This is a genomic window from Candidatus Clostridium radicumherbarum (genome assembly GCF_045310525.1).
Taxonomy (GTDB): Bacteria; Bacillota; Clostridia; order Clostridiales; family Clostridiaceae; genus Clostridium_AT; species Clostridium_AT radicumherbarum.
On sequence record NZ_JBJHZY010000001.1, the window covers coordinates 1543727 to 1570709 of the forward strand.

Annotated in this window: 31 protein-coding genes and 1 tRNA gene; 21 read left to right on the plus strand and 11 right to left on the minus strand. The window is 32.2% G+C overall.

Annotated elements, in window-relative coordinates:
* The first annotated feature begins 239 nt into the window (after positions 1-239).
* From ACJDUH_RS07295 to ACJDUH_RS07305, 3 genes are all read left to right on the plus strand, one after another.
* On the plus strand, positions 240-392 hold the full coding sequence (locus tag ACJDUH_RS07295; RefSeq protein WP_406764490.1) for a hypothetical protein: 153 nt from the start codon (positions 240-242) through the stop codon (positions 390-392).
* Positions 355-705, plus strand: coding sequence for a hypothetical protein (locus ACJDUH_RS07300; RefSeq protein ID WP_406764491.1), 351 nt, complete (start codon positions 355-357; stop codon positions 703-705). Before ACJDUH_RS07295 ends, ACJDUH_RS07300 begins: the two co-directional genes overlap by 38 nt.
* 155 nt (positions 706-860) lie before the next feature.
* The gene (locus tag ACJDUH_RS07305) at positions 861-1283 is read left to right on the plus strand and encodes a DUF3267 domain-containing protein (protein ID WP_406764492.1); all 423 of its coding nucleotides are present in this window, start codon (positions 861-863) and stop codon (positions 1281-1283) included.
* Between the two features lie 193 nt (positions 1284-1476).
* On the opposite strand, the gene ACJDUH_RS07310 is transcribed toward ACJDUH_RS07305, so the two are convergent.
* A complete protein-coding gene (locus ACJDUH_RS07310) occupies positions 1477-1638 on the minus strand; it encodes a hypothetical protein (protein WP_406764493.1) in 162 nt (53 codons plus the stop codon).
* 43 nt (positions 1639-1681) lie between these two features.
* A complete protein-coding gene (locus ACJDUH_RS07315; RefSeq protein WP_406764494.1) occupies positions 1682-2095 on the minus strand; it encodes a hypothetical protein in 414 nt (137 codons plus the stop codon).
* A 146-nt stretch (positions 2096-2241) separates the two neighbouring features.
* Here ACJDUH_RS07315 and ACJDUH_RS07320 point away from each other — a divergent pair, with 146 nt between their 5' ends.
* From ACJDUH_RS07320 to ACJDUH_RS07330, 3 genes are all read left to right on the plus strand, one after another.
* The gene (locus ACJDUH_RS07320; RefSeq protein ID WP_406764495.1) at positions 2242-3006 is read left to right on the plus strand and encodes a nucleotidyltransferase domain-containing protein; all 765 of its coding nucleotides are present in this window, start codon (positions 2242-2244) and stop codon (positions 3004-3006) included.
* Positions 3007-3019: 13 nt separating this feature from the next.
* Positions 3020-3754, plus strand: coding sequence for a DUF6602 domain-containing protein (locus ACJDUH_RS07325; RefSeq protein WP_406764496.1), 735 nt, complete (start codon positions 3020-3022; stop codon positions 3752-3754).
* Between the two features lie 155 nt (positions 3755-3909).
* Positions 3910-3985 (plus strand) — tRNA-Pro (locus ACJDUH_RS07330).
* Positions 3986-4078: 93 nt separating this feature from the next.
* Here the strand turns inward: ACJDUH_RS07330 and ACJDUH_RS07335 are convergent.
* From ACJDUH_RS07335 to ACJDUH_RS07365, 7 genes are all read right to left on the minus strand, one after another.
* Positions 4079-4300 carry a CGNR zinc finger domain-containing protein gene (locus tag ACJDUH_RS07335; protein ID WP_406764497.1) on the minus strand — a complete coding sequence of 74 codons (222 nt, stop codon included), beginning with the start codon at positions 4298-4300 and terminating at the stop codon, positions 4079-4081.
* Positions 4301-4478: 178 nt separating this feature from the next.
* Complete coding sequence (locus ACJDUH_RS07340; RefSeq protein WP_406764498.1) at positions 4479-4700, minus strand: DUF2922 domain-containing protein; 222 nt, start codon at positions 4698-4700, stop codon at positions 4479-4481.
* 63 nt (positions 4701-4763) lie between these two features.
* Positions 4764-4988 (minus strand): DUF1659 domain-containing protein, encoded by a 225-nt coding sequence (locus tag ACJDUH_RS07345; RefSeq protein ID WP_406764499.1) that lies wholly within the window; start codon positions 4986-4988, stop codon positions 4764-4766.
* 163 nt (positions 4989-5151) lie between these two features.
* Complete coding sequence (locus ACJDUH_RS07350) at positions 5152-5322, minus strand: YvrJ family protein (RefSeq protein WP_406764500.1); 171 nt, start codon at positions 5320-5322, stop codon at positions 5152-5154.
* Between the two features lie 102 nt (positions 5323-5424).
* Positions 5425-5847, minus strand: a complete 423-nt coding sequence (locus tag ACJDUH_RS07355) for a hypothetical protein (protein ID WP_406764501.1) — start codon at positions 5845-5847, stop codon at positions 5425-5427.
* A gap of 187 nt (positions 5848-6034) precedes the next feature.
* Positions 6035-6544: a hypothetical protein gene (locus ACJDUH_RS07360; protein ID WP_406764502.1), complete on the minus strand. Its 510-nt coding sequence runs from the start codon at positions 6542-6544 to the stop codon at positions 6035-6037.
* Between the two features lie 88 nt (positions 6545-6632).
* Positions 6633-7067 carry a helix-turn-helix domain-containing protein gene (locus tag ACJDUH_RS07365; protein WP_406764503.1) on the minus strand — a complete coding sequence of 145 codons (435 nt, stop codon included), beginning with the start codon at positions 7065-7067 and terminating at the stop codon, positions 6633-6635.
* A 139-nt stretch (positions 7068-7206) separates the two neighbouring features.
* Here ACJDUH_RS07365 and ACJDUH_RS07370 point away from each other — a divergent pair, with 139 nt between their 5' ends.
* The 10 genes from ACJDUH_RS07370 to glf all read left to right on the plus strand — a co-directional run bounded on the left by ACJDUH_RS07370 (position 7207) and on the right by glf (position 17545).
* Positions 7207-7413: a helix-turn-helix domain-containing protein gene (locus ACJDUH_RS07370; RefSeq protein WP_406764504.1), complete on the plus strand. Its 207-nt coding sequence runs from the start codon at positions 7207-7209 to the stop codon at positions 7411-7413.
* Between the two features lie 55 nt (positions 7414-7468).
* Positions 7469-8335, plus strand: a complete 867-nt coding sequence (locus tag ACJDUH_RS07375) for a DnaD domain-containing protein (RefSeq protein ID WP_406764505.1) — start codon at positions 7469-7471, stop codon at positions 8333-8335.
* A 10-nt stretch (positions 8336-8345) separates the two neighbouring features.
* Positions 8346-9635: a replicative DNA helicase gene (gene dnaB, locus ACJDUH_RS07380; protein ID WP_406764506.1), complete on the plus strand. Its 1290-nt coding sequence runs from the start codon at positions 8346-8348 to the stop codon at positions 9633-9635.
* A 101-nt stretch (positions 9636-9736) separates the two neighbouring features.
* Positions 9737-10315, plus strand: a complete 579-nt coding sequence (locus ACJDUH_RS07385; protein WP_406764507.1) for a sigma-70 family RNA polymerase sigma factor — start codon at positions 9737-9739, stop codon at positions 10313-10315.
* Positions 10316-10425: 110 nt separating this feature from the next.
* Positions 10426-11190, plus strand: coding sequence for a peroxide stress protein YaaA (gene yaaA, locus ACJDUH_RS07390; RefSeq protein WP_406764508.1), 765 nt, complete (start codon positions 10426-10428; stop codon positions 11188-11190).
* A gap of 173 nt (positions 11191-11363) precedes the next feature.
* Positions 11364-12887 carry a Y-family DNA polymerase gene (locus ACJDUH_RS07395; protein WP_406764509.1) on the plus strand — a complete coding sequence of 508 codons (1524 nt, stop codon included), beginning with the start codon at positions 11364-11366 and terminating at the stop codon, positions 12885-12887.
* Positions 12884-13312, plus strand: a complete 429-nt coding sequence (locus ACJDUH_RS07400) for a hypothetical protein (protein WP_406764510.1) — start codon at positions 12884-12886, stop codon at positions 13310-13312. Before ACJDUH_RS07395 ends, ACJDUH_RS07400 begins: the two co-directional genes overlap by 4 nt.
* A 309-nt stretch (positions 13313-13621) precedes the next feature.
* Positions 13622-14698, plus strand: coding sequence for a M24 family metallopeptidase (locus tag ACJDUH_RS07405; RefSeq protein WP_406764511.1), 1077 nt, complete (start codon positions 13622-13624; stop codon positions 14696-14698).
* 241 nt (positions 14699-14939) lie between these two features.
* Entirely contained in the window at positions 14940-16307 is a 1368-nt protein-coding gene (locus tag ACJDUH_RS07410; RefSeq protein ID WP_406764512.1) for an MATE family efflux transporter, read from the plus strand.
* 113 nt (positions 16308-16420) lie between these two features.
* Complete coding sequence (gene glf, locus ACJDUH_RS07415; RefSeq protein ID WP_406764513.1) at positions 16421-17545, plus strand: UDP-galactopyranose mutase; 1125 nt, start codon at positions 16421-16423, stop codon at positions 17543-17545.
* A 54-nt stretch (positions 17546-17599) separates the two neighbouring features.
* Here glf and ACJDUH_RS07420 read toward each other — a convergent pair whose 3' ends face one another.
* Complete coding sequence (locus ACJDUH_RS07420; protein ID WP_406764514.1) at positions 17600-18616, minus strand: glycosyltransferase family 2 protein; 1017 nt, start codon at positions 18614-18616, stop codon at positions 17600-17602.
* Complete coding sequence (locus tag ACJDUH_RS07425) at positions 18617-19267, minus strand: phosphatase PAP2 family protein (RefSeq protein WP_406764515.1); 651 nt, start codon at positions 19265-19267, stop codon at positions 18617-18619. It abuts the gene before it with no gap.
* 337 nt (positions 19268-19604) lie between these two features.
* On the opposite strand from ACJDUH_RS07425, the gene ACJDUH_RS07430 reads away from it, so the two are divergent.
* The 5 genes from ACJDUH_RS07430 (at position 19605) to ACJDUH_RS07450 (ending at position 26961) form a co-directional block, all read left to right on the plus strand.
* Positions 19605-20300, plus strand: coding sequence for a hypothetical protein (locus ACJDUH_RS07430; RefSeq protein WP_406764516.1), 696 nt, complete (start codon positions 19605-19607; stop codon positions 20298-20300).
* Between the two features lie 609 nt (positions 20301-20909).
* Positions 20910-21995 (plus strand): MBL fold metallo-hydrolase, encoded by a 1086-nt coding sequence (locus ACJDUH_RS07435; RefSeq protein ID WP_406764517.1) that lies wholly within the window; start codon positions 20910-20912, stop codon positions 21993-21995.
* Positions 21982-23352: a hypothetical protein gene (locus ACJDUH_RS07440; protein ID WP_406764518.1), complete on the plus strand. Its 1371-nt coding sequence runs from the start codon at positions 21982-21984 to the stop codon at positions 23350-23352. Before ACJDUH_RS07435 ends, ACJDUH_RS07440 begins: the two co-directional genes overlap by 14 nt.
* Positions 23353-23374: 22 nt before the next feature.
* The gene (locus ACJDUH_RS07445; protein WP_406764519.1) at positions 23375-23863 is read left to right on the plus strand and encodes an ABC-three component system middle component 1; all 489 of its coding nucleotides are present in this window, start codon (positions 23375-23377) and stop codon (positions 23861-23863) included.
* 8 nt (positions 23864-23871) lie between these two features.
* Positions 23872-26961 (plus strand): AAA family ATPase, encoded by a 3090-nt coding sequence (locus tag ACJDUH_RS07450; RefSeq protein WP_406764520.1) that lies wholly within the window; start codon positions 23872-23874, stop codon positions 26959-26961.
* The last annotated feature ends 22 nt before the right edge of the window (positions 26962-26983 follow it).

The window sequence follows — 26983 nt, forward strand, 5'->3', positions numbered from 1 at the left end:
AAGCTCTAAAGGATTTAGTTTGTTTCGTATAGTAGGGCTTCATGGGAAAATTTATTTTAGATTATATGACAAAAATTATATAATGTTGGATTTATTGATTACAATGATGGATGCTTTTATATGAAGATTCACACTGATGAATAATCTCAAAAACAGTAACTTAAAGAACATGAATAATTGCTATAAATAGCGGAAAAAATTAGTAATAGCTTTCACCAAAATAGGAGGAATCTATTATTATGAATGTCACAGAACTATACCGTAAGCAAAAGCCTTATATTAAAAAGGATGAAGTAGGAAGAACTTATGAAGAAGCTGTATTACATGCCCCAGGTTATGTAAGGTTTGTTCAAAATGCATATAGAGTTAGAAATAAATTTTTTTGGAGGTAATAGATCTAGTTCTAAAGAAAGAGATTGGCTGGAAGAATATATAAGGTTAAATGATGTTGAAGGTAAGAAATTGCTACGAGGAGGAGACATTATTTACCTACATGGAAATGAGTATTACAGAACTAGAGGAGAGTCTATAGAATTTCTAGCTGCGCTTATAAGAATGATGCAGCATAGATTAGGCATCCGTGAGGGCATAACTATGAATGGGCTTGAGCTTGCTAGAGAAGATAGAGACTGGGTAATGGAATATGCAAGAAATGCAGAAAAAGAATTAGAATTATACTATGAATCTAAGAGATATTTTATATAAGTTGTAAATCTTAATAGTGTAGTATATAAATAAAAAGACATGCCAATAATCTTAATGAGGTGAATAGCATGTCTTTTAAAATTACATGGAAAACGCATATACTCTGTCTAATCTTATCTATAATTATCACTGTTATATTAGGTAATATTCCAAGCATGATTTTAGATGAATTTTTTGCTCATAATTTTATCCTGTATCCAACCCATAATATTCTAATTAATTTCTCTTTCTACATTATTATATTATATATTCCGATAACCTGTTTTCATGAGTTCATACATGGTTCTACATATAAAATATTTGGAGGTAAAGTAAAATACGGATTTAAAGGTATATATGCTTTTACTCAGGAAGTATCGGGCAAACCTGTTAGTAGAACTGAATTTTTAATAATTTTACTAAGTCCTGTTGTGATAATATCACTTCTTAGCCTGATTTTTAACAACTGGCTAGTACACATGATATTTCTACTGAATGTTTTAGGTTCTAGCGGAGATATTCTTATGAGCCTATATTTAGCTAGAATAAATTACAAGTCAAAAATAATTGATAAGTCTTACGGTTTTGACTACATATAATATGAAGAAAAAATTTAGGCAGTCACAAATTAAAATTAAAATCTATTATAATAATAGTTATCTTCATCGTATTTAACCTCAGCATCTTTCTCATTAAAGTCTGAGCTCAAATCGATACCAACTTCCTCATGGGCATTGTCGGAGTTAGATTTATGCTTTATAGATCTATAGTTATGAGGATATTTATATAAAGTTACTCTATCAATGCCATCTTTGTTAAGTCCATTTGCATCGAATCCTTGTTTGTCAAATCATTCATTGTCAAAACCATTTTTATTATAACCGCTTCTATCAAGTCCATTTTTATCATATCCATCTTTATCATATCCGTAAATATCAAGCCCCTGCCTATCATATCCGTCTTTATTATATCCTAACTTATTAAAGCCATTTCTGTCTTAACCGCTCCTATTATATCCTTTAAAATCAAATCCTTGCCTGTCAAATCCTTGTCTATCAAATCCTTTAAAATCGAACCCACTACTATTAAAGCCTTCTTCATTGTATCCATTTACATCATAGCCATTTCTATCAAAGCCGTATTTGTTAAAACCATTTATATCAAATCCATCACGATTATAACCTTCTGAGTCAAAACCATAACAATCATAAATTTTTACGTTTTTATGTTCATTTTTACGTTCATTTTTTTGTTTAAAATCATTTATAAGTTTGGCTTCACCTTTATTAATAAGGAATTGAGCTACGTCAATACCTTTTTCTAAATTGCCGCTAGCAAAAACTTCAGCAAATTTATCCATAGTATATGTAGTTCCATAGAATGTTATTTTTGAGTCTTTATCTAATTTCACTAAAATCATCTCCTTATGAGAAAATTTATATAATTATTTATTCTATGAGAATGCTGTAAATCCTGCTAAAAAGGAGTATAATTATGTAAGAATTGTTAGTTTTATAATATTTAAAGTAATTTTAATAAATATATGGGGGGATTATTATGACTTCTGATCAATATGTATCTTCAATAATAAGTAAGTATAAGGTAAAAGACGAAATTGACGCTTTGACCCAACTTTTCGTTATATATCCACTTGAGAAGATAATAAGAAATTGGGCAAGTACCTGGTTAGATGAAATTAAAATTTCTGGTTCTCGTGCTAAAGGAACTGCAATTAATCTATCTTCTGATTTAGACCTGTTTATCTCATTGAAATCAAGTAATCCATTTACTTTAAAACAGATTTATAATTCCTTATATGATGCAATAATTAAAGAAGGTATAAGCGCAAGAAAACAGAATGTTTCAATTGGAATAAATTATCAAGGACATAATATTGACTTAGTTCCAGCTAGTAGACACTCTGGTAATACAAATTATCATTCACTTTATAAAAGTAAGGCAGATTCGTGGACTCAGACTAATATAGATAAACATATAAATTTAGTAAAAGATTCAGGGCGTAGAGATGAAATAATTGCTTTAAAGATATGGCGCAAACTACATGGACTTGATTTTCCATCAATCTATCTTGAATTAACGGTATTAGAGGCTTTATATTATAAAAACAAAAATCAGCTAGGCTTCAATTTCCTTACTATATTAGAGTATCTGCAAAATGAATTCGTAGAAAAACGAATTGTGGACCCATCAAATACAAACAATGTTATTTCAGATGATTTGTACAAATATGAAAAGCAAGCCATAGCAGCTAAGGCTATGGAAAGCAGAAGTGCAAAGGCTTGGGAAGAAATCATATGGTAAGGGGAGGAGCACAGTGGGGACTATAGATTTAAAAGAACTTTTTTATGGACTGCAAAAGCAAATGATAGCTGAACTTAAAACTAATAGGGAATGCATACCTCATCCAGGCACCAAAGGAGATTGCTCCGAGATAAACTGGATTGAGTGGTTAAAAAAATATTTACCCAAAAGATATAGTGTAGACAAAGCATTTATAATAGATTGTAATAATAGTATTAGTGAACAAATAGACATTGTAATTTATGACCAACAATACTCACCATTTGTTTTTAATCAAGGTGCTGCTAAATATATTCCAGCAGAAAGTGTTTATGCCATATTTGAAGTAAAACAGGAACTTAGCAAATTCAATGTGCAATATGCGGCAGAAAAAGCAGAAAGTGTCCGAAATCTTACACGAACTTCTGCGCCTATAATGCATGCTGGAGGTAGCTTTCCTCCGAAAGAGCCCAAAGAAATATTAGCAGGGCTGCTAACTCTAACAAGTACATGGGTAGATCCACTTGGCGAATCCTTTGACAATTGCTTAAAGAGTCTTAGCAAGAAACAGAGGCTAAATATAGGGTGTATTCTAGAGTGTGGTTCATTTTTAATAAATTATACTGAGGGGATGCTAGATATAAAGAAAAGCACCAATGAAGAGGCTTTTATATCATTTTTCTTAAATTTACTCATGGAATTACAGAAAGTTGGGACTATAACAGCAATGGATATAATGCGATACGCTCAAGTATTAGATTCTATTTAACATTATTGTTCTTAGCTTTAAAGTATATCTACCTTATTAGATATACTTTAAAGCTACTTGACGTTTCAAAGATTTTTATTTATATATAATACTATATTAGAACTTTCTCTTGTGGCTTAACAAATGATAGTTCTTAAGGAAATCCGCATTAATATCTGGGTATGGCGCAGATGGTAGCGCGCTAGAATGGGGTTCTAGAGGTCGCAAGTTCAAATCTTGTTACCCATACCAAAGGAAAGTCTGTAATTCAAACGAGTTACAGACTTTTATAAATTTCTGATATTTAATTTTAAAAGGCTTAAAACCATAATCCAACCATTAAGCCTATTTTACTTTAAAAAGTAAGCTCTCAAGGGTACTATGGTTAACAGCATTAGCACATCTAGTGCTACAATAAATCTTTTTCTTATTTGTATGAAGAACTGGAAAGTAAGTTGAACACGTCACATTAGCACATTTCTTAACTATTCTAAATTTTGGATTTAAGAAAAAAATAGCAAAGTATATAGCCCTTGTAGATTGGCAAGCAAAATTATAAATCAACATCGAATATTACATATGTTTCACAAATAATTAACAGTGGAATAAATGACATTGAACTATAAAGATTACTTATTTCTTTTCAGTGTTGTATAAGAGAACGCACATAGATTTGTGTAAATCAAATCTATGTACGTACATTTGCCTAACCTTTGGGGGTACCTTGAGCAGATACCCCTTTTAATTATCTAACCTCAAGTGCAGTAACATTTTTCTCAGTAATCTGAGCAGAATGTTTTGTTACAAGGTTGCCGCCGGATGACTTAAATATATTTTTTGCTATTATTACATCCATGGCAGCAGACACTTCATTTTGAGTAATATCATCTCTTACACCGGCAAGTGTAATACTTGCTCTTGAGCCTAATTCGTTTAAGAAAGTCATTACTAAACTTTTTTCTGCCATTATATTTCCTCCTTTCACACGGAATATTTGGTATTCTAAGATTTACCATGGGTCAATTACCAATTATGCATTTACAAGTATATTGTCATCACTTCTTAAGATATCTGTGATTTCATATTGCAATAAAAGAGCTAAAGCATTTGCAGTATCTAATATGCTTTGATTGTCTGCGGTCACTTTTATGTTTGAGAACTTCTTTGCCTTGATGACATCTTTACCAGTTAAGTCTATGCCGTCTTTGTATTTAATTGTCATAGAAGATTGAGCTAATACACTGTTTACTGCCATATATATTCACCTCCCTTTTTATTATTTAATTGTGGCCACATACATAAATATGCACTTTGAAAATTATTTATCGGGTTAAAGATAAAAAATTAAAAAATATTTTACTTTAATAAAAGCAAAAAAGATTTCTCCTGCAGCAAACGTTTTGCCGCAGGAGAAATCTTTAATATGTAGCTTTGCTATCATTGCCACTAAGCCTTACTGAAAGTATAGTTGAAAGCTGGTTTATCGAAGAAGATAGACCGTCTAACTTACCTTCAATTCTTATAAGCAGATAGGCAGCTACCGCTATGGGGAAACCAACATCAGCTATGCTTTTTAAAAGGTCTTCCATGATATCACCTCCATTTTTGCATTTATAATAATAAATATGCAGAAGGTGAGGTAAATGACGTTATAGCTGCTATTTTTAATTATATTTATTGAAATTATATATTTATTTTTCAAATAAAAAGCCATAGTAATACCTAATTGCCTCATCCACAATAGTATTCATATACACATTGACATCAGGATGAGCTGCTTTAATTTCGTTAAGCATCTTTGCTGTAGAGTAGCGAAGCTTATAGAAGCGGCTTATTGTGTAGGATTCACCTTCAATGGATGGAGTAGCTGTATTAGCTTCTGTTTTGGTTTTTCTATTGTCTAATAAAGCTTCTGCTTCTGGTTTTGAGGCATTAAAATCAAAAGTATTAATAATACTTGGGACTTCTGTTAAAGAAGGTTCTAGCTCTGATGTAAAACTGAAAGAGGATAAAACATTTTCAGGTGAAACCTCACCTTCCGTGAAGCCATCCTCCTCATCAACATAAAAGTCAAGCGACTCTACTGAGCTTTTAGACTGATTTTTTCTTTCCATTTTCTTGTCCACCTATATCACAAATTAATATATATATAAATATGCACATAAAGGCTGTATTTACTTTGAAAGGGCTTATTTGAAGCAAATATTTATATATTTTAATTTTTATGTAGGCAAATATTTATATATTTCAATATTTATTTAGATTAATATTTATATAGGTAAATATATATATAGGTAAACATTATATTTCTAAAATAGAAATTTTGGGGTGACAATAATTATATGAAAAGCCTACAGCTCCAGCATTTAGAAATCTTAAAGCAAATTCTTTGGACTCAAGCACTTCTATATTAAGTTCTTCAGGAGTTTTTGAAATTTTTGGAATCAATAGATGACCTAGTACGATATGTGCTAATTCACGGACGATGGCAAAGGATAATTTTTTATAAGTAGGATGCTGGCGAGGATAGTTTACTTTATTTCTATTTACAAAAATTATATGTAAACTATGTTCTTCAACATATTCTGTTAGTGCATCATGCTTTTCAGAGAGATCAATAAATGCGTATTCAAAGGGGAAGGGCTGAAGTGTTTTTATTTTTTTTAAAAGTTCCATAAAATCAATAGGCCAGTGATTATTATTGATTTGTAATAACTCAATTAGCCAGGATACTCTAAGAGTAATGTAATTTTGACGATACGCTGGAATAAGATTAAAGGTACAGCGTTCCATATTATAATCTTGTTTCATGTATAACCTCCATAACAAAAACTGATTAGAAAATAAGTTAGTAAGGAAAATTATACATTTATGGGGAATATATTACAAGACTTGACTTTTATCTTTTTTTATATTTTAGAAATTGCTGAAGTAAAACTTCAGTCTGAGCTTTGATTATTTCTAGTTCATTTTCTGAAAGGTCTGAAGCTGATACTCTATAGGCAAGATTAGCCCAGCTTTTGTCCTTTTCATACATATCTTTTATTTGTCTAGTTATGTCTATTAGGTTTCCATTTTCATCTTTATAAATATTTTCAGTGAAACCTTTGTGGTCAATGAGTTCTTCTATGTATCCTGCCTTTTGCAATAGTTCTTCGCAAGCTACACCTAAAAAAGGAGCAATAGCTTTAAGAACTATAGGAGAGGGTGTTTTCCTATCACCAGTTTCAATTCTACAAATTTCTGCGCTACTAACACTGCACTTTTCAGCAAGCTCTCTTTGTGATAATCCTATTTTTTTTCTTAAATTTTTTATATATTCACCAATACTCATGATATCACATCCTTTTAAATTAATTATATAAAAAGTGATACCTAATGGCAATAGATTATTATGGGAATAATTGACAATTGGCAATTAAAAATGTTAACATTAAATAGATATAGAACGGTAACACGAAAGGAGAAATGAAATGATTTTAAATGTAAAATATCTTAAAACTCTTATTGAGAAAAAAGGATGGTCAGATCGGCAGTTTGCGATGAAATGCGGACTATCCTCTGCTACTGTTTCGCGCATTATATCGGGAAAAAGAGGTGCTGGAACTAGGGCCTTAGTTGGAATAAGGAAGGCCTTTCCAAATGAACCCGTAGAAAAACTATTTTTTTTATCTAATTAGCAACTTAATGATAATGAGTACACAATTATAACAAATAAAAAGGAGAGCATTAATTATGGCGAAGTATAGACAATTACAAACCTGCTTCTGGAAGGATAGCTTTGTTACAGAGCTCACACCAGAGGAAAAATTCTTTTACATGTACCTTATGACTAATGATAACACTACTCAGTGTGGAATTTATACTTTTATTGTTAAGTTTGCTGAAGTGGAGACAGGCTATAACAGGGAAACTATTGAAAAGCTCTTAAATAGGTTTATTGAGTATGGGAAGATAAAATATTGCAGTGAAACAAAAGAAATTATGGTTGTAAATTGGCTTAAGCATAATTTTATAGGAAGCAAGCCAGTTATTAGCTGCATTAATAGAGAGTTAAAGCAAGTTAAAAAGGCTTCTTTCCTTACAGATCTGTACAATATATGTAAAAACAATAACTATCCTGTGGAGACTATTTTTAAGGGTATAGATACAGTATCCATAGGGTATACAAGCCATAGTGAGGAAGAAAAAATACTCTTAAGGGAAGAAGAAGAAATAGAAAAAGAAGAAAAAGAAGAAGTAGAAGAAAAAGTTAACGCTACTTCGGTAGCTTTAAATAGGGATTTAAATAATAACTTTAAGAAAGTAATTAATGCTTTTAATAATAATATTCATCCAATAACACCTATGGAATATGAGAAGCTTTTTGACTGGTGCAAAGATATGGATTTTGAGGTGGCAATAGCTGCAATTGAAGAGGCAGTAAAGCATAATGCAAGAACAATGGCCTACATAGAAAGAGTTCTTAACAGCTGGCTTGAAAAAGGTTATAGCACAATACAGGGAGTTAATGCGCACCAGAGGGACTTTAAAAACAAAAGAGAGCTCACTAAAGAAAACAGGTCAATTCCAAATGCCAAGGCCTATGAGCTTATAGAGTGAGGTGGCAGTGATGGCAATAAACACCTTTTATAATTTAGAAGCTGAAGCTGAAGTTTTAGGTTCTATAATGAATGATAATAATAGCCTTTGTAATATTATTGATTTTTTAAGCTATGAAGATTTTTACAGCTCTAAGCACCAAATAATATATAAGACAATGGTAAGCATGTACGTAGAAGGGTCATTTATTGATATAACTACTCTTTGTGACAGGCTAGGAGTTTGTTTAACTGAAGCAGGAGGCATAACCTACATAAGCCAAATTTTTTCAAGCTGTATTTCTACGGAAGGCTTGCTTTCCTATGGGTCCATAGTAAAAGAAAAATCTAATAAAAGAAAGCTTATGAAGGCTATGAAGGAAATGGAACTGGAGCTTAAAGAAAAGGACATTGAAAGCAGTAGGGTTATTGATGCTATTCAGGACAAGCTTATAAATATTAAGTTTGAAAGGAATCTGGAGGATGGGAAACTGGAAGGGCCAATGATAGACTTCTTAAATAAACTTGAGGAAAGATGGAAAAATGGTGGGAACATTCAAGGCATAAAATGTGGTTATAAAAACTTGGATAAGGTTCTCGGCGGTCTGATGCCTCAGGATTTTATTATAATTGCGGCAAGACCTTCCATGGGGAAAACTGCAGTAGCTCTTAATCTGGCTCTAAACTGTGCCTTAAGAGCTAAGGTTAAAACCGCTTTTTTCAATCTTGAAATGGGGAAGACCCAAATAATTGAAAGAGCAATTGCCTCCTATTCAGAAATACCTATGGAAAATATAAAAAAAGGCAGTCTCAATGACACTCAATGGGCCCTTGTAGGGAGTGCAAGCAGTAAAATCGCCAGCAGCTCTCTTATGATTTTTGATAAGACATTTACACTTAGAAAGCTTAAGGAAGAATGTAAAAGACTAAAGCTCCAATGGGAGCTGAATGTGGTTTTTATAGATTATTTACAGCTAATAAATAGTGAGGAAAGAACAGAAAATAGAACACAGGATATTTCAAAAATATCAAGAAGCCTTAAACTTATGGCAAAGGAACTGGATATAACTGTTATTTCCTTGTCTCAATTGTCTCGAGCTCCGGAGACTAGGGCAGATCATAAACCTCTCTTGTCTGACCTTAGGGAATCAGGTGCCATAGAGCAGGACGCTGATATTGTTATGTTTTTGTATAGGGATGAATATTACAATGCAGACAGTGACAGGCCTAAAACGATAGACTGCATTGTGGCAAAAAACAGAAATGGACAGGTGGGTACTGCTAGGCTTAAGTGGAATGGGGAGCTTCAAAAGGTTATGTAGTAAAAGTGAGGATTAATATATATTGTTACATCTTATTAAGCTGTTATGTAGTAGCATGGGTTAGTGGCTAAGTAATTTAATATAATGGAGGGGTGGTAAAGGTGAATCAAAATGAAATTGAAGCTTGTGTAATAAGAGCGAAAAGTGGAAGTCAGGAAGACCTCTTAAAAATCCTAGAGCAATACAAGCCCTTTATTTTCAAAACTGCAAAAGCTTTTAATATTAAAAACTTCGACACCTATGATTTAGTTCAGATAGCCTATGTTACCATAATAAATGTAGTATTAAAATATAAGATAGGCTCTCATACCTTTACAAGCTATGCTCTTAATGCTATAAAAAATGAACTTAAATATACTGCAAGAAAGAACTCTAGGTATAATCAAGAGCTAAGCCTTAATACACCTTTAAATGAAGCTGACGATAATTATAATGAATTTATTGATTGGCTGGAAGCACCGGAAACAATTGAGGAGGAACTTCTTAAACTTGAAAAATCCAAAGAATTAAGAGAAGCTTTGGCAAGGCTATCTGAAGAGGAATTAGAACTTGTTATTATGGTGTACTATAATAAAGTTTCAATAAAAACCTATGCTAAAAAGAAGGGTTTAGCCTATACTACAGCAATAAATAGAAAGAATAAGATTTTAGGGAAGTTGAAGGGGTTGATGGTTGTTTAATTTTTAAGATGCTGACTTTGCAACAAATGCTTATAGTAGTTTGTTTATGAAGTAGAATAATTATATTTTTGTCCAGGGCAATGATATAATTATCATGAGGTGAGTTACCAATGCTTATCATATTATCGCCAGCAAAAACTCTTAACATGGATAGGGCACTTAATAGTAATTTATATACAAAGCCGCTATTTATAAAGGAAGCAAGTGTCTTAATTAAGGAGCTTTTAAAATATTCTCCTCCAGAGATGGAAGGACTTCTTAAAATAAATAGTAATCTTGCAGAGCAGAATTTTATAAGACACATAAGGTGGCAAGAAGAACATAATTTATCAAATGCGAAACAAGCTTTATTAGCATATGATGGTGCAGTATATCAAGGGATAAATGCAATTGATTTAAGTGAAAAGCAGTTAACTTTTACAAATGATCATTTAAGAATATTTTCAGGGCTATATGGTGCATTAAGACCATTAGACTTAATTCAGCCTTATAGATTAGAAATGGGAACCAAGCTTAAATATAGGAAAAGTAATAATTTAACTAGCTTTTGGAAATCTAAGCTTACCACCTATATTAAAAAAGAATTACATTACCAAAAGGATAACCTATTATTAGATTTAGCCTCAAAGGAATATTCTTCGGTATTAGATATGAGTAAAATTAATGCAAGGGTTATAACACCAGTATTTAAGGAATATAAAAATGGAACTCATAAAGTCATAACTATTTATACAAAACGGGCAAGAGGACTTATGTTAAGGTTTATTATAGAGAATAATATTGTTTCGCCAAATGAATTGAAGGAATTTAATGAGGAAGGATATAGTTATAAGGAATACCTATCATCTGATACAACTTGGGTATTTACAAGATAAAAGTAATTTATGGCAGGTGAGGCATAATAGAAAATCTTATGGTTGCTTGTTTTGACGTTTATTATTATAAAGGTTATGCTAGAGCCTCATGTATAGTATTTAGAAAAGCTGAGGAAAAGTAAAAATAATTTATCCAGCTGATAATTTTTGAAGGAGGGGACTAAATAGTAAAAATGAAGAATAGGACCTATATAGCAATTGATTTAAAATCCTTCTACGCTTCGGTGGAGTGTAATGAACGAGGCCTTGATCCCTTGACAACAAACCTTGTTGTTGCTGATTCAAGCCGCACTGAAAAAACCATCTGTCTCGCCGTAGCTCCCTCCCTCAAAGCTCACGGTATTCCTGGTAGGGCAAGATTGTTTGAGGTTGTACAGAAGGCTAAGGAAGTAAATGCATTACGGCTACGAAAAGCACCGGGGAGAGTCTTTTCTGGTGCTTCCTTCAGTGATACAGAATTGAAATCCTCACCGAGTATGGCCCTGGACTATATTGTTGCTCCACCGAGAATGGCACTTTATATAGAGTATAGCACGCAGATTTACAATATCTACTTGAAGTACATTGCGCCTGAAGATATACATGTATATTCCATTGATGAAGTATTTATTGATGCTACCAATTATTTGAACACCTACAATCTTTCAGCCCATGAACTTGCCACGAAAATGATTATGGATGTTATTAAAACTACCGGTATTACAGCTACAGCTGGAATTGGCACAAATCTGTACCTTTGCAAGGTCGCTATGGATATTCAGGCAAAGCACACCAAAGCAGATCAAAACGGCGTTCGGATCGCTGAACTTAACGAAGTAAGTTATCGCCATTTGCTGTGGTCACACCGGCCACTTAAAGACTTTTGGCGTGTTGGTAAAGGCTATGCCAAGAAGCTGGAGGAAAAGGGCCTTTTTACCATGGGGGATATTGCAAGATGCTCTCTTGGTATAGCCACAGATTATTACAATGAGGATTTACTGTACAAATTGTTCGGCATCAATGCTGAGTTATTAATCGACCATGCATGGGGATGGGAACCATGTACCATTGCTGATATTAAAGCATATAAGCCCAGCACAAACAGTATTGGGTCGGGGCAAGTGCTGCAATCTGCCTATACCTTTGACAAAGCAAAGCTGATTGTGCGAGAAATGACTGATCTGCTTGTTCTTGATTTAGTGGACAAAAGACTTAAGACGGATCAGCTTGTTTTGACAGTTGGATATGATATTGAAAATCTGACAAACCCGAAAATAAAGAAATCATATCACGGGCCGACTACCACCGACCACTATGGACGTAATGTTCCGAAGTCTGCACATGGCACCACAAATCTTGATAAGTCTACATCCTCTACAAAGCTAATCATGGATGCCGTCACAGAGCTGTTTGAGCGCATCGTTGACAAAAATCTCCTGGTAAGGAGAGTCAACATCACAGCGAATCATGTTGTGGATGAGGCAATTGTTCAAGAAAAAAATAACTTTGAACAGCTTGATCTATTTACGGATTACAAGACTGTGAAAGTGAAAAAAGAGGAAGAAGAAGCCGAGCTTGCACGAGAAAAAAGGATGCAGAAAGCAATGATTCAGATAAAAAATAAATACGGCAAGAACGCCGTTCTAAAGGGTATGAATCTGGAAGAAGGGGCTACCACATTAGACCGAAACAAGCAGATTGGAGGACATAAGGCATGACAAGAGAATACGATGACATCATTAATCTACCGCACCATGTCTCTGCGACACACCCTCATATGACAGCCATTAATCGGGCAGCACAGTTTTCCCCATTCGCTGCACTGACTGGCTATGATGCCGCAATCAAAGAAACTGCAAGATTAACTGACGAGAGAGTTGAATTGGACCAATATACGAAGGACACTTTGAACTATAGGTTGCAAATCCTAGCAGATTGGAATAAAGAGCAGCCTGAAATCGCAATCACTTACTTTCAACCAGACGCAAAGAAGAACGGTGGGGCTTATGTTACTACTACTGGTATTGCTAAAAAGATAGCCATATATGAACAGGTTGTTGTTATGACCGATGGCACAACGATCCCTTTCGAAGAAATCATTAGCATTGAGGGGCAGATATTTAAAAGCATGTGTGATGAGTAAATAATGATAAATTACAAATTGCAGGATATTTCTACCAAACAAACAAAATTGGTCGACTGTATTTAAAAATAGCCATAAGTAATTATTTGTATATTTTATAATGTTGTGATAAAATACAAAGATTATTAAGTAAATTATTGGATATTTTTAGTTAATTTTATGAGGAGAATATAAAATGTATGATTATCTAATAGTTGAAGCAGGTCTGTTTACAAGACTTGAAAAACTCATTGCCAATATTTGATAAAGGGTTTTAGCTTTTCGTGCAGAATTATAAAGATATACATTATAATAAGGAGTTGAAGAATTATGATTCAAGAAAGACTTGACAAAGTTTTACAGTTGATGAAAGAAAAGAAAATGCCACAGATGATAGTGTCAGATTCAAACACCATTTTCTATCTTACCGGCAAGTGGTTTCATACAGGGGAGAGGATGATTGCTCTTTATATTAATATAAACGGAAATAATAAACTGTTTCTGAATGATCTGTTTCCTGTTAATGAGGATCTTGGTGTTGAAATAATCAGATTCAATGATAACCAGGAGCCTGTGGAGATGCTTTCCAGGTTTGTTCAAAAAGATAAACCCATGGGTATTGATAAAACATGGCCGGCGCGTTTTCTATTAAAACTTATGGAATTTGGCGGTGGAAGCACATTTATTAATGGCTCTGAAATTACTGACAGAGTGAGAATGAGTAAGGATGAGAAAGAAATAGAACTTATGAGGGAGTCTTCTAGGATTAATGACATTGCTGTAGACAAACTGATAAAATCAATATCTCCCCAATATACAGAAGAACAATTGGGAAATATGCTCATGGGTATATACAAGGACTTGGGAGCGGAAGCATTTTCTTTTGATCCGATAGTAGGATATGGGGCCAATGCTGCTGATCCTCATCATGGTAATGATGATTCCACTTTAAAAGAAGGAGATTGTATTGTCATAGATATCGGCTGCAGGAAAGCTTCCTATTGCTCAGATATGACAAGAACAGTTTTCTACAAATGTGCTCCAGAAAAAAGCAGGGAAGTATATGAAATTGTAAAAGAAGCTAATTTAAGGGGCATCGAAAAAGTTAAACCTGGAGTCAGATTTTGTGACATTGATGCTGCTGCAAGGGATTACATAGAAGAAAAAGGTTATGGAAAATATTTCACTCACAGATTAGGACATTCCATAGGAATAGAAGACCATGATTTTGGTGATGTTTCATCAGTTAATCTTGATACAGTTCAGCCGGGAATGATATTTTCTATAGAACCGGGAATCTACCTTCCTGGAGAGGTTGGGGTTCGTATTGAAGATCTGGTCCTTGTAACTGAAAATGGCTGTGAGGTATTAAATAAATACAGTAAAGAACTTACAATAATAGAATAACAAAAATAGATTATTTTTTTTAATAAATTAAATGAACAGAAAAGCGAAAGAAAATAATTGAAGAATTAACTAAAGACTTGTGGAATTAAGCATACTTAGAGCAGTTGGTTATCCCCTTAACCAGCTGCTTTTATTTTATAATAAGTTGTTAATTATATAACTTAGATGACAATGTTAAATTATTGAGTTAGAATAATAAAGATTATTATTTTGGTAATTTTAAAACTTATAGGGGGCTAAAATGAAGAAATTTACTTTCAAATTAGATAAAAAGGCAGATAAAGAAATAATTGAGCTAGCTTGGCCGTCAATTACTGAACAGATACTGGAAATGATGGTAGCAATGGTTTCTACTATATTTATGGGGAGAATAGGAACTGATGCTGTGGCTGCAGTTGGAATGGTAAATATGCTAATCGGATTTTTACAAACTGTTTTCTCAGGCCTTTCCATTGGGACTACAGTAATAATAGCAAGGGTAACTGGTGAAGGAGATATAAACGAAGCAAAGAGAGCTTTGATACAATCCATGTATATGTCACTTATAGTTGGTCTTATGCTTGCTGTAATAGGGAGAATTTTATCTGTAAATATTCTTGGGCTTTTCTTTGGAGGAGCAGAACCAAAAGTATTTAGCATAGGCATAAGTTATTTTAAAATTATATTATTGAATCTCCCATTCTTTGTTCTGGATATTATAGTTTCTGGAGCAATGAGAGGAGCAGGGGATACCATGACTCCTATGGTAATAACTGCAGGAGTAAATATCCTTAATATTATATTAAATACAGTATTAATATTTGGGGTACCGATGCTAAGCATACCAGCACTAGGAGTAGTGGGCTCTGCAATTGCTGTTACCACCTCAAGAATAGTTGGGGTAACAATCAGAGTCTTGGTGTTATACAATCGAAAAGGACTGAAGCTTAATCTCAGTCTTAAGGATGATTACAGCATTAAACCTGAACTTATGAAGAGAATTATAAACATAGGGGTACCAGGTTTTATTGAACAGGCAGTTATGCAGGGAGGATTTCTTGTAGTTCAAATAATTATTGTATCTATTGGAACGGTAGCTATGGCGGCTTATCAAATAGGAATAAACGTAAATGCGCTTGCTTTCTTCCCTGTATTCGGATTTGCAATTGCTAACACTACACTTGTAGGTCAGAGTCTTGGTGAGAGAAAATATAAAAAAGCAGAAAACTATGCTTATGAAAGCCTGAAAATTACTATGATGGTGGGGACAATAATCGGCATAGGAATGATTATTTTTGCTAAGCCTTTAGCATATCTGTATTCTAACGATCCACTTGTTATTAAGGAATCAGTAGGACTTATTCGTACCTTTGGAGTGCTGGAACCGCTTCTTGTTATATTGAATGTATGCTCAGCAACGCTAAAGGCAGCAGGAGATATAAAATATGTTATGGTGTCTTCCTTTGTGGGACTTTGGACCTGCAGAGTTTTTGTATGCTTTGCGCTTGTGAGATGGTTTGGAGTAGGTATGACTGCAGTTATAATAGGAATATTCTTGGACTTCAGTATAAGATCCTTCATGTATCTATCTAGAATGAACAAAGGAAAATGGAAGTACTTAAGAGTTTAAGATTATTTAAAGAAAAAACCTAGAATTGTATGTTTTATAATGTTGTGATAAAATTTAAGATTATGAAGCAAATTAGAGGATAATTTTAGTTAATTTTGTTAGGAGTATTTAAAATGTATGATTATTTGATAGTTGGAGCAGGTCTGTTTGGAGCAATTTTTGCTAATGAGGCTAATAAAAGGGGCAGGAAATGCCTTGTCATAGACAAGCGTTCACACATTGCAGGGAATATATATACAGCTGAGATAGAAGGAATTCAGGTACATAAGTATGGAGCACATATTTTTCATACCAGCAGCAAAGAAATTTGGGAGTATGTAAATAAGTTTGCGGAGTTTAATAGGTATACAAATTCACCGGTTGCAAGGTATAAATCGGAGCTTTATAATATGCCTTTCAACATGAATACATTCAATAAGATGTGGGGAGTAATAACCCCTGAAGAGGCGAAGGCTAAAATACAGCAGCAGATTGAGGAAGCAGGCATTACTGAACCCGAAAATCTTGAGCAGCAGGCTATAAGCCTTGTTGGAAGAGATGTATACGAAAAGCTTGTTAAGGGATATACAGAGAAGCAGTGGGGGCGCAGAGCAACAGAACTTCCAAGCTTTATTATAAAAAGGCTTCCCGTTCGTTTTACCTATGATAACAACTACTTCAATGACAGGTATCAGGGAATACCAATTGGTGGTTATACTAAGATTATTGACAAAATGCTTGAAGGCATAGAAGTTAAACTTGACACTGATTTCTTTAATCACCGCACAGAATTAACTTGCCTAGCTGATAAAATTGTTTTTACTGGAATGATAGATGAATACTATGACTATTTATATGGTGAGCTTGAATATCGTTCACTAAGGTTTGAAACAGAAGTTATAGACGCTGAGAATTATCAGGGAAATGCAGTTGTTAATTATACTGAATATGAAATACCATTTACAAGGATAATTGAGCACAAGCATTTTGAATTTGGAACTGAAAATGGAACAGTAAATCCTAAAACAGTGATTACAAAAGAGTACCCTGCAAATTGGAAGCGAGGAGATGAACCTTATTATCCAATGAATGACGATAAAAACAATGACCTTTATGGGAAATACAAGGCTCTTGCTGATAAAGAAACTAATGTTATTTTTGGCGGACGCCTAGGAATGTATAAATACTTTGATATGCATAATGTAGTAGCAGAAGCTTTAAAGTGTGTGAGACAAGAGCTACATCTAAAAAATATATAGGAAAAATTAATGCTTTAAAATAGGTTTTACTATTTTAAAGCATTTTTCTATAGATTAATTAAAGCCAAAAACATTTCTTGTTAATGTATAAGCGAGTAAAATAAGCTTTCTTCCTATAAGTCCTTTGAATTGTACAAACAGTCCTAGAAAGGATCTGCTAACTTCCTTATATAATTTATTATTTTTATAATTTAGATAATTCCAAAGTTCTTTCTTTTTATTTAAATTTTCCTCAGTGTTATCCTTGAGTAGAAGTACAGTAGTAATTGTCATCATCATAATCAGATATTTAACCATGTACTTGCGAAGCTTTTCAGATTTTATAATTGCTGGATTATAGCTGTCTATCATTATCTTCGTAACTTTAATCTGCTGGTCTATACGAGCAAGCATAATCTTTTCATTTACAGATTGATCATCCCTTCCTATAAAGTATCTGTAAAGGTCCAAATTCACATAATACATTGTACTTACATAAGGCAGAGGATTATATACAAATATGTTGTCAACATAAAAGGTATGCTTCGGAAGTTCTAAATTACACTTTCTAAGAACCTCAGTACGGTAAATGACAGAGTGCATTAATATATTCTGGCTGCCTTTAAGATAACCCAAGTCATTCCAGGTAAATATTTTTTCTTCAGGCATTGCACCTTTATAATTAATGCTTGTTGACTTACCCAAACTCACATTTTCATATACATAATTTGCAATAAGCATGTCCAATTCTTTAGAACTGTTAATCATGTCCCTCAATATATTAAGTACTTTTTTAAAGCTATCCTTATCAAACCAATCATCGCTGTCTAGAACTTTAAAATATAGACCAGAAGCGTTCTTAAGTCCTGTGTTTACTGCATCTCCGTGGCCGCCGTTTTCTTTATGAATGGCACGTATTATATTTGGATATTTTCTTTCATATTCATCAGCTATTACTGAAGTGTTATCCTTTGAACCATCATTAATAATTAAGATTTCTATATCCTCGCTTCCAATTAGCAGAGATTCTATAGCCTTATTCATATAAGCTGCTGAATTGTAGCAAGGAATTGCTATTGTTAGAATTTTCATTTATGCCTCCTGATTAAAAGAATGTATTGTTTTATTAATTTGCAAGCGTAAAGCAAATTGCCAGGTCAGTTCTGAGAGTATAAGTCCTCCAAAAACATCAATTAAAACATGCTGTTTAGTGACTAAAGTTGAAATACATATCATTATTGCCGTAAATAATGAAAAATAGCGATACCAGGATGGTATATCTTTAGAGTTTCTAATACCGATAAAACAGTTCCAGCTTACTAAAACATGAATAGATGGAAAAAGATTATTTGCGGCATCTATACTATATAAGAACTTAAGCATGTCCACAAATATGCCTGAAGAGGCTATATCTGGTCTTATATTTGTTGTAGGATAAGCGATGTATATAATAGCGCATATTAGTTTTCCTGTTAAATCTGCTATGGCTAAACGATAGCACTGCTCTTTGCTTATGCGGCTGATTAATATATAGTTAATAATCCAAAAAAAATAACAGCCAAAATAAACAACAACAAAAATTGGAATTACCGGAATCTTATTATCTAAGTACGAGGTTAAATTATGAAAAATACGATTTTTATAAAATAGTCGTACCCCAGAATACACTGTAAAATTAACGATAACAACTAAAAGCAATGGAAGTACGGCGTATTTTGGTATAATGCTGGATATTCTTTTCATAAAGTGTTGTAAATCCCTTCAGATAAATTAATTAATATTTTGCTCGCTAGAATAGCGATTTACTAAATGAAGTTATGTAAAATGTAACAATATAAGTATAATGTTTTTTATGATAACCAGTCAATAACTTTTGATAATTGCTAAACCAGTTGAAACGGTGTGATGGTTTGAGTAGTAAGGAGCTAACTCCTAGTTACCTCCTAGTACCTAGGAGGAACTTCAATTAATCTTAAAATGTGAAAGGCCAAAATGATTAAAAAAGGAATAAAAAGGGAAATTGTTGAATAAATAAAAGAAGGAGATTTTTAAAAAGTTCTATAAAAGGAGTGGATGCAAAATGAATACGTTAAGCAAAGCGCTAGCTGATAAAATTGCGACGATAATTATTTTCATAGCTATCCTTATTGTAGGATTTTTTGTAGTTAAACATTTTATACCAAATATTTTTGGGGGAACAACATCAAGCCAATATGGTACAGTTGTTGAAAAATTCACTAAAGGGTCAAAACTTGTAGTTGCCGGAGCTGAATCAAAAACCATAGCAAAGCATACTTTTTCAAATAATGAAGTGAGCAAATGGCCAGATTGGTCAAAAGGTATCATGAGCACAATTGTTGGACGCCAAGTGCAGGTTGAGGTCCCTGTAAAAACAGAATTCAAATTAGACCTTGAAGGAATTACTAAGAATGACGTAACCATTACAGATAATACCTTAACTTTTAATAAACCACTCACCGTTGAAGTAGATTCACAACAAGATGGAAATATTAAGGCAAACAATGATGCAGGTATAATCGACCGAGTCGTTGATGCAGCTACAGCTGGAGCAACAGCACAAGAATTTCTGAGTAAAAAAACACAAGAAACTATCGCAACAACTTCTGATAGCGTGATGAATAGTAAAGATAGTCAAGAAATAGTTCGTAAGTATGCAGAAGAAGCTCTTGAAAATCTTTTGAATCTTGATTCTAAAGACCATATCAATGTAAGCTTAAAGACAAGTGACTTGAAATTTGTCAATGTAGATAAATAAAACTCTGAGATTTAGCATCAAAATTCCAGATGCAATTGAATGAGTAAAATTTGAAGGAATACTATATCCAAATCCTACTAGTAATAAAATTTATATCCTTTGGGAAGATTAGGAACAAAACATAGGGGTAGGGGCTATACATTTAGAACCAGGCGATGAGTCTGTTGGTATAAAAGAAATTCTAATTAGGATTTTGAATAAGTAAAAAATTAAATATAGAAAATGTTAAATAGAAGCAAATAATGATTTCGATGTTGGATGCTTCTTTTTTAATATCATTATTTAATAATTTAGTTTTATAATTCAGTTAATGTAGATTTACAGGTAGATCATGAAATATATAATCGTGTACCTACATATCTTTATTAAATAAATCATTATAAGTTTAAATTTGTTATTATATGGAGGAATTTAAGTATTTATGTAGAATACTTACCATAATAAGGATAGGCTTGTGGTGAAACTTGGATTTAAATGCAGTTGGTAACTACCATTGAAACTATTTTTATCTCAGAGATATCTTAATCTTACTTCATAATATCTGAATGTTAATAATAAATAATAAAAATTAGCTAATAAACAAATTACATTAATATAAAGGAGAGCATCATGCCGGTAGAAGTTAGAGTATTGAAAGCATTTCAAGGTGATTGTATATGGATAAGATATGGCGAAAAAACTTTTACAAATATAATAATTGATTCAGGTCCAAGCACATTTACAAATAAGTTTAAAGAGTTAATAAGAGAAATACGAAAGAAAGAAGAAATAATTGATTTATTAGTTTTTACTCATATAGATAATGATCATATTGGTGGGGCTAGCAAAGCAATGATTGATGAAAATGTCAATAATAATTGTATAAAGAAAATCTGGATTAATACTCCAACAGCAATATGCAGACAATTTAATTTAAAGCAATATGAAAATGTCGACCACCAAATACCTGTAAGCACGGTGAATCAAGAATATAGCCCTAAAATTGCTAATAGTTTAATTGATATAATCGCTAAAAAGAAAATTGAAACTGAGCAATTAATTATGGCTACTGGTAGAAGCATTAATATAGCTGATGCTGAAATCATGGTACTTTCACCAACTGAAAAAGAATTAATTGAATTAGTAAAAGAATGGGGAAAATATGGAATGAATACCCCTTTTTCTTCAGAGGTCTATAACAAAGTTGCTATAGATACTATTAATGATATGGAAATCAATAAATATGACAAGGATAAAAGCCCATACAACGGATCTAGCATAGCATTCACTTTTAAATATAAGGATATAACGTTACTATTATTGGGTGATGCCTATGCAGATACAGTTGCACAAGTTATGGGAGATATTTATGGAGAAGAAAAGCTTGTTGTTGATTTGACCAAATTATCACATCATGGAAGTTCCTCAAATAGTAATAGTAAGCTATTGGACAAGCTTATTTGCTCAAATTATATTATTAGTACTAATGGAGCAAATTCAAATCCAGATAAGCGTACTATTGCGAGGTTGTTAAAATCAAATGACGGTAAACAAATAAATTTATTCTCAAATTATAATTGGTGGGAAAACAAAAACTACTTTACTAAAGAAGATAAAGTAAAATATATTAATCCTAAGATTATAAATAGAATTGAGCTTAATTCTAAAATGATTAATGTTAAAGAAGGGCTGTTGATTGGAAATGAGTGTGATTAAAATTAAGCAGCTTGCAGTTCTAATAAGAAATGAAAATGGAGCAATAATTGGTAGCGGAACATTATTTGTTCCTAGAGGGGATGGACTCCATGCATACATTTATACCGCAAGCCATGTTATTATGCATAATGAAAGGGTTGAAAAAAAGTTAAAGTTTAAGATGTTGGTAGATGATGAAGAGGTAGACTTTGAAACTGATGTTGAAGATTCTATAAAGTGCCACGATAGTTACGATAAGAATTCAGACATTAAGGAATATGATGTAGCAGTAATAAAAGTATTGAAAAAAGATTGGATGAAAAATTTACCAACGTTAACAATTGGAAAACCCAAGGAAAATGAAAATATCAATGGACAAGGGTATCCTATAAGTGCACATGAAGAAAAATTACAATTTGCAATGTTGCCTTTGAATGGAGTCATTCGTACCTGTTCTGATAAATATATGAGATCTCAATTGCAATTAAGCAATGAGTTGAATCCTATGGAACATGATGAAGAATTAAAGGGGTACTCAGGTGCTGGAGTCTATGAAGTAAGTGGTGACCAAACAGACCCTGTTCTACTAGGAATATTCTCGTTTGGTCAAGGCCAACAAGCAGTACAAAAACTTACGAATATATTTTATAGTGATCTTCTAAGAGACATCTGCAAAAAAAATGGATGGGAAGAGCCTGAGGATGCGCTACAATTACCAGGAAGCTTTGAACCTTATGCTTATGGTGCAACTAGGATAATTGAAAATGAGAATACCAGAAATCAGATAAAGGATTTAATAGATTATTTTATCAAGATAGGAATTAAACCAAGCGATTTAATAGATTCAAAAGATTCCCTTCATGATATACCTAGATGTAATAATAAGGATAGAACTAGATGCGAAGCGTGCTGGACAGCAAGATTACAACTGATTAGTATTTTAGCGATTTTAAGAGTTAAGATTGAGGAATTTAATGATCCGCAGATTGATATTAATACCCATAGAATCCCTATAGATTTTTTTTGTTCTGAAGGCAGTGAAGGTGAATCGAAGATAGCTGAAGTAGTGCGTTCTATTGTAGATAAGGAGTACGTGTTAGGTGGAAAATTTAGAGAAAATGCCATACTAGTATGGGCTAGTTTGGATAAACAAAATACAAAAGTTATGAAACGGTCGGAGTTTAACAATGTTGTAAGAGATATATGTGGTGAAGAAGTAACTTATAGGTTAAAAGGATACGACACATTATATGGAGAAAGTGGAACCAATAATTTATCAATAATACATATAGATGAACTAATGAAAGTCCTAGATGCGAAAGATATAGAGAGTTCTACTAACAATTTATTGGAGGTATTAAGGGATGTCATCAGATAAATGGGATGAGCTGTTCCGCGAATTGAGTACAGTTCAAAATAAAGATGTACAATTTCGGTTAATTGAAAGAAAAATGGTGAACTACAGTTCATGGGTTTTATGTTGCAGTATGGATAGCGTAGGTAAACTAGAGAATACATGGAAGAGCATTGTTGATTGTTTAGCTGTACATTTGCAGGCAAAACTTACTTCAGAAATAGAAAGAAGTAATGTGTATCTTCTGTTGTTTATAGAACAGGAAATACCGAATTATCTTAAAATGAAAATAGAGTATGATAGATACTGCTGTAGGAAACTAATTATAAATGAGAAAATGCCAGAATTGGATATAGATATACAAGGGAAAATAGAAGATTTAATATTTAATATCAAAGAATATCAACAAGATGCTGAATCAAACACGCTGAGCAGTTGGTTAGAAAATAATGAACCATCTCTTTTAGAAATATATGAAGTATATAAAAAAGGGTCGTCTATAGAAAATGTTTTTACTTTATATAGTGGTATTTAGGAGGATATATGAGCGATAGAAAACGCATAAAGTACGTAGAACTGAATGATTTTAGAGCGTATAAAGGAAGCATGACTTTTGACTTTACAAATAAAACAGGAGAAGTAGCTGATCTAATAGCAATATATGCTCCAAATGGTGTTGGAAAGACATCTTTTTTTGATGCCATTGAATGGGGACTAACAGGTAAAATAGACCGAATGGAGAATGATATAGGCGATAACAAATATAAAGGATCTATATTAAAAAATAGAGATTCTATAGCTAAAGCGGCTGATGTGAAAATTGCGTTAGAAAATGGAAATCATATAACTAGGAAAACAAGAAAGTTAACGGTAAATCAAATACAAGACTATACTCCTGGTTACAGGAAACCGATTGATCACGAAGTATTTAGCTTTAATAATTGGGATACATTGATATTGCCACATAATCGTATAGAAAGCTTCGTTAAAGATAACACAGGAGCTAAAAAATATGATTATTGGGGAAGCTATTGGGATCCAACTGGTGAGGAAAGAAAAAAGTTTGAATTTTTATATAAAATGAAGAAACAAGCTTTAATTAAATCGGAAAACCTAAGTTCGGACATTGAAGCAAATAAACTTAAGTTAGCTGAATTTCAAAAAACTATCGAGATAATAGTTAATATAAACAAAGCAATAAACAAATTTAACAAGTTAGTTGATGGAAAGAATAAAATAAAACAACTGAATTTGAATTTTAGTGGTAAGGATTATAGTGTTTTAATAAATGAAATAGAATCGAAAAAGAATAGTCTTGAATTAGCAAGCTTAAAATATGAAAATAGCGTAAAAAATCTTGGAATACTAGATGCAAATTTCATCAAATCTTTTGAAAAGAAGATAAAACAACTTAAGTATAATGAGTATAATTATGAAAGTTGGGCTCAGATTTCCCTAAAGGCAAATGAAAAGTCTAACTTAATAGAACAATCACTTATGCTACAGGAAAGATTAATATTAAACAATCAATTGCTAGAGACCTTGAAGGAAATTCAATGCGCTGGAGATATATGGTTCAAAAAGTATGAAAATTATAAAAGTACAAAGTTGTTTGTAAATTCTATAATAGATAAACGAAAAGAGTTAGAAAATCAATTATTATTCAATGATGAACAGTATAAGACGCTTTGTGAAAAACAGAATGTATTGACATTGAAGAATGATTTAGATGAGAGAAAGAATAAGCTAAATGAAAGTTCAACCAATTTATACAAAATAGATAGAAGGCTAAAAAGAAATGAAAAATGGTTAATTCGGTTTATAGAACTAAGCAATAAGGTAGAAAATCTAATAACATTATTAGAAAATACTAAAGAAGATGCAAAAAGCTCTGTTATCAAGGATATCGATAAGCTAAGGTTAATACAATTAACTATGAAAGCTCCTGATATGGAAGAAAAAAATAATATCATAATGGCTTTAGAAAATCTAATTAACGAGAAGCAAATAATTGAAAATAAAATTTCAGTTGAAAAAGGAAAATATGAGACAGCAGAGAAACTATCAAACGAACTGGCCGAGATTATTAGGATTGCAAGAAACTACATAAGTAATCAAAAAAGTAGTGTATGCCCGGTATGTGATATGAAATACAATTCTAAAGAAGAGTTATTGCTAAGAACTAACATAACTAAAAGTGCTGCTGTAACTATGTATTTAAACAACTGTAGACAGTATGAAAGCAATCTAAATGAAGTTAATAACAAAATACAAGAATGTGTTAAAAAATGGAATGATAATCTTAATTTAATGTTAGAAGAGAATGAAAAAGATATAACTAAGTATATTTCTATTAAGAAGCGAATTGAATTGTTAAAAAAAGATATAGAAAAGGCTAAAGCAATTAATAGTAATGATTACAAGAGTTGTATAAATCAAATAAGTACTTTAGGTTATTTGAATTCAGAAATCTCGATAGAACAAATTGAAGAGTGGTATTCTAAGGAATTAAATAAATTTAATAGAGAATTGCTAAATTTGACTGAAATGATAAATGGCGTTAAGAGTGAAATGGGAAAAAACAGGGCATCACTAGGTGAACTTTTGAAAGAATATGAATCAAAAAAAATTGAAAGTGCAGATTTTGAAAAATCGCCTATTAACTTAAAATTCATAGATTTCTTGAAAAAAAACAATCAAAAAGAAACTATTTTAGATATTAATGGCAGAATTACTAGCATAACTAGCGAAAATTTTGACTTAAATCAACAGCTGGAAAAATTAAAAATTAAATTGGAAATGTTAAAATGGATAGATCATAATAAGATTAATTACTACAAAAACAAAGCCAGCTTATATAGTTCAATATTAAAAGAAAATACAAATGACTACGAAGAAATCTGTGATAAAGCGAGAAATATTTTTGGAAAAGGTATAGTAAGTCAGAATAGAGTTAATTATCGAGTTAATAAATTAAGAAAGAGTATTGAACGAAATAATCAAAAAATAGATGCAATTAGCTCAATACAATTTAATGGAGAAATACAAGAATATTTAAACTCAAGGGCAAGAATTGAAAATGATTTAGCAATGACGTTAGAAAGTTTTATAAAATGTAAAGAAATATTTGATAAGTTGGAAAAGGTATATGTAGATGCTAAAAAAGTGGTTGAAGATAAGATAAAAACTGTCCTTAATACACCTTTAATGAACGACTTTTATAAGAAGTTGGAACCACACCCGGTTATGAGAAATATGAAATATTCACTGAAATTTAATGATAAAGATAAGCCAGAGCTTGAGGTGTTAGTTACGAGTGAGAAGGAAGAGTACATACCCGAATGGTATTTTAGCTCAGCTCAATTAAATGTAGTGGCATTAACAACTTTCTTTGGAAGAGCAAACACTATTAATTCTTCACCAATAGATACCATTTTTATTGACGATCCTGTTGGACATTTTGATGAACTTAATATCCTTGCTTTTGTTGATATGCTAAGAGCAATGATAGAAAAGAATAAAAAACAAATAATAATATCAACTCATGATGAGGTAGTGTACAACCTTATGAAGAGAAAATTATCAGAAGAGTACTATTCAACAAAATTTATTGAATTAGGTTATAGAAAGTAGTTTGAGTTAAGAAAAAAATATT

What these genes read in the sequence shown, in the direction of transcription:
- ACJDUH_RS07295 (WP_406764490.1), top strand. Translation starts at nt 240, where the DNA reads ATGAATGTCACAGAACTATACCGTAAGCAAAAGCCTTATATTAAAAAG.
- ACJDUH_RS07300 (WP_406764491.1), top strand. Translation starts at nt 355, where the DNA reads ATGCATATAGAGTTAGAAATAAATTTTTTTGGAGGTAATAGATCTAGT.
- ACJDUH_RS07305 (WP_406764492.1), top strand. Translation starts at nt 861, where the DNA reads ATGATTTTAGATGAATTTTTTGCTCATAATTTTATCCTGTATCCAACC.
- ACJDUH_RS07310 (WP_406764493.1), bottom strand. Translation starts at nt 1,638, where the DNA reads ATGATAGGCAGGGGCTTGATATTTACGGATATGATAAAGATGGATATG.
- ACJDUH_RS07320 (WP_406764495.1), top strand. Translation starts at nt 2,242, where the DNA reads ATGACTTCTGATCAATATGTATCTTCAATAATAAGTAAGTATAAGGTA.
- ACJDUH_RS07335 (WP_406764497.1), bottom strand. Translation starts at nt 4,300, where the DNA reads ATGTTGATTTATAATTTTGCTTGCCAATCTACAAGGGCTATATACTTT.
- ACJDUH_RS07340 (WP_406764498.1), bottom strand. Translation starts at nt 4,700, where the DNA reads ATGGCAGAAAAAAGTTTAGTAATGACTTTCTTAAACGAATTAGGCTCA.
- ACJDUH_RS07345 (WP_406764499.1), bottom strand. Translation starts at nt 4,988, where the DNA reads ATGGCAGTAAACAGTGTATTAGCTCAATCTTCTATGACAATTAAATAC.
- ACJDUH_RS07350 (WP_406764500.1), bottom strand. Translation starts at nt 5,322, where the DNA reads ATGGAAGACCTTTTAAAAAGCATAGCTGATGTTGGTTTCCCCATAGCG.
- ACJDUH_RS07355 (WP_406764501.1), bottom strand. Translation starts at nt 5,847, where the DNA reads ATGGAAAGAAAAAATCAGTCTAAAAGCTCAGTAGAGTCGCTTGACTTT.
- ACJDUH_RS07360 (WP_406764502.1), bottom strand. Translation starts at nt 6,544, where the DNA reads ATGAAACAAGATTATAATATGGAACGCTGTACCTTTAATCTTATTCCA.
- ACJDUH_RS07365 (WP_406764503.1), bottom strand. Translation starts at nt 7,067, where the DNA reads ATGAGTATTGGTGAATATATAAAAAATTTAAGAAAAAAAATAGGATTA.
- ACJDUH_RS07370 (WP_406764504.1), top strand. Translation starts at nt 7,207, where the DNA reads ATGATTTTAAATGTAAAATATCTTAAAACTCTTATTGAGAAAAAAGGA.
- ACJDUH_RS07375 (WP_406764505.1), top strand. Translation starts at nt 7,469, where the DNA reads ATGGCGAAGTATAGACAATTACAAACCTGCTTCTGGAAGGATAGCTTT.
- dnaB (WP_406764506.1), top strand. Translation starts at nt 8,346, where the DNA reads ATGGCAATAAACACCTTTTATAATTTAGAAGCTGAAGCTGAAGTTTTA.
- yaaA (WP_406764508.1), top strand. Translation starts at nt 10,426, where the DNA reads ATGCTTATCATATTATCGCCAGCAAAAACTCTTAACATGGATAGGGCA.
- ACJDUH_RS07395 (WP_406764509.1), top strand. Translation starts at nt 11,364, where the DNA reads ATGAAGAATAGGACCTATATAGCAATTGATTTAAAATCCTTCTACGCT.
- ACJDUH_RS07400 (WP_406764510.1), top strand. Translation starts at nt 12,884, where the DNA reads ATGACAAGAGAATACGATGACATCATTAATCTACCGCACCATGTCTCT.
- ACJDUH_RS07405 (WP_406764511.1), top strand. Translation starts at nt 13,622, where the DNA reads ATGATTCAAGAAAGACTTGACAAAGTTTTACAGTTGATGAAAGAAAAG.
- ACJDUH_RS07410 (WP_406764512.1), top strand. Translation starts at nt 14,940, where the DNA reads ATGAAGAAATTTACTTTCAAATTAGATAAAAAGGCAGATAAAGAAATA.
- glf (WP_406764513.1), top strand. Translation starts at nt 16,421, where the DNA reads ATGTATGATTATTTGATAGTTGGAGCAGGTCTGTTTGGAGCAATTTTT.
- ACJDUH_RS07420 (WP_406764514.1), bottom strand. Translation starts at nt 18,616, where the DNA reads ATGAAAATTCTAACAATAGCAATTCCTTGCTACAATTCAGCAGCTTAT.
- ACJDUH_RS07425 (WP_406764515.1), bottom strand. Translation starts at nt 19,267, where the DNA reads ATGAAAAGAATATCCAGCATTATACCAAAATACGCCGTACTTCCATTG.
- ACJDUH_RS07430 (WP_406764516.1), top strand. Translation starts at nt 19,605, where the DNA reads ATGAATACGTTAAGCAAAGCGCTAGCTGATAAAATTGCGACGATAATT.
- ACJDUH_RS07435 (WP_406764517.1), top strand. Translation starts at nt 20,910, where the DNA reads ATGCCGGTAGAAGTTAGAGTATTGAAAGCATTTCAAGGTGATTGTATA.
- ACJDUH_RS07440 (WP_406764518.1), top strand. Translation starts at nt 21,982, where the DNA reads ATGAGTGTGATTAAAATTAAGCAGCTTGCAGTTCTAATAAGAAATGAA.
- ACJDUH_RS07450 (WP_406764520.1), top strand. Translation starts at nt 23,872, where the DNA reads ATGAGCGATAGAAAACGCATAAAGTACGTAGAACTGAATGATTTTAGA.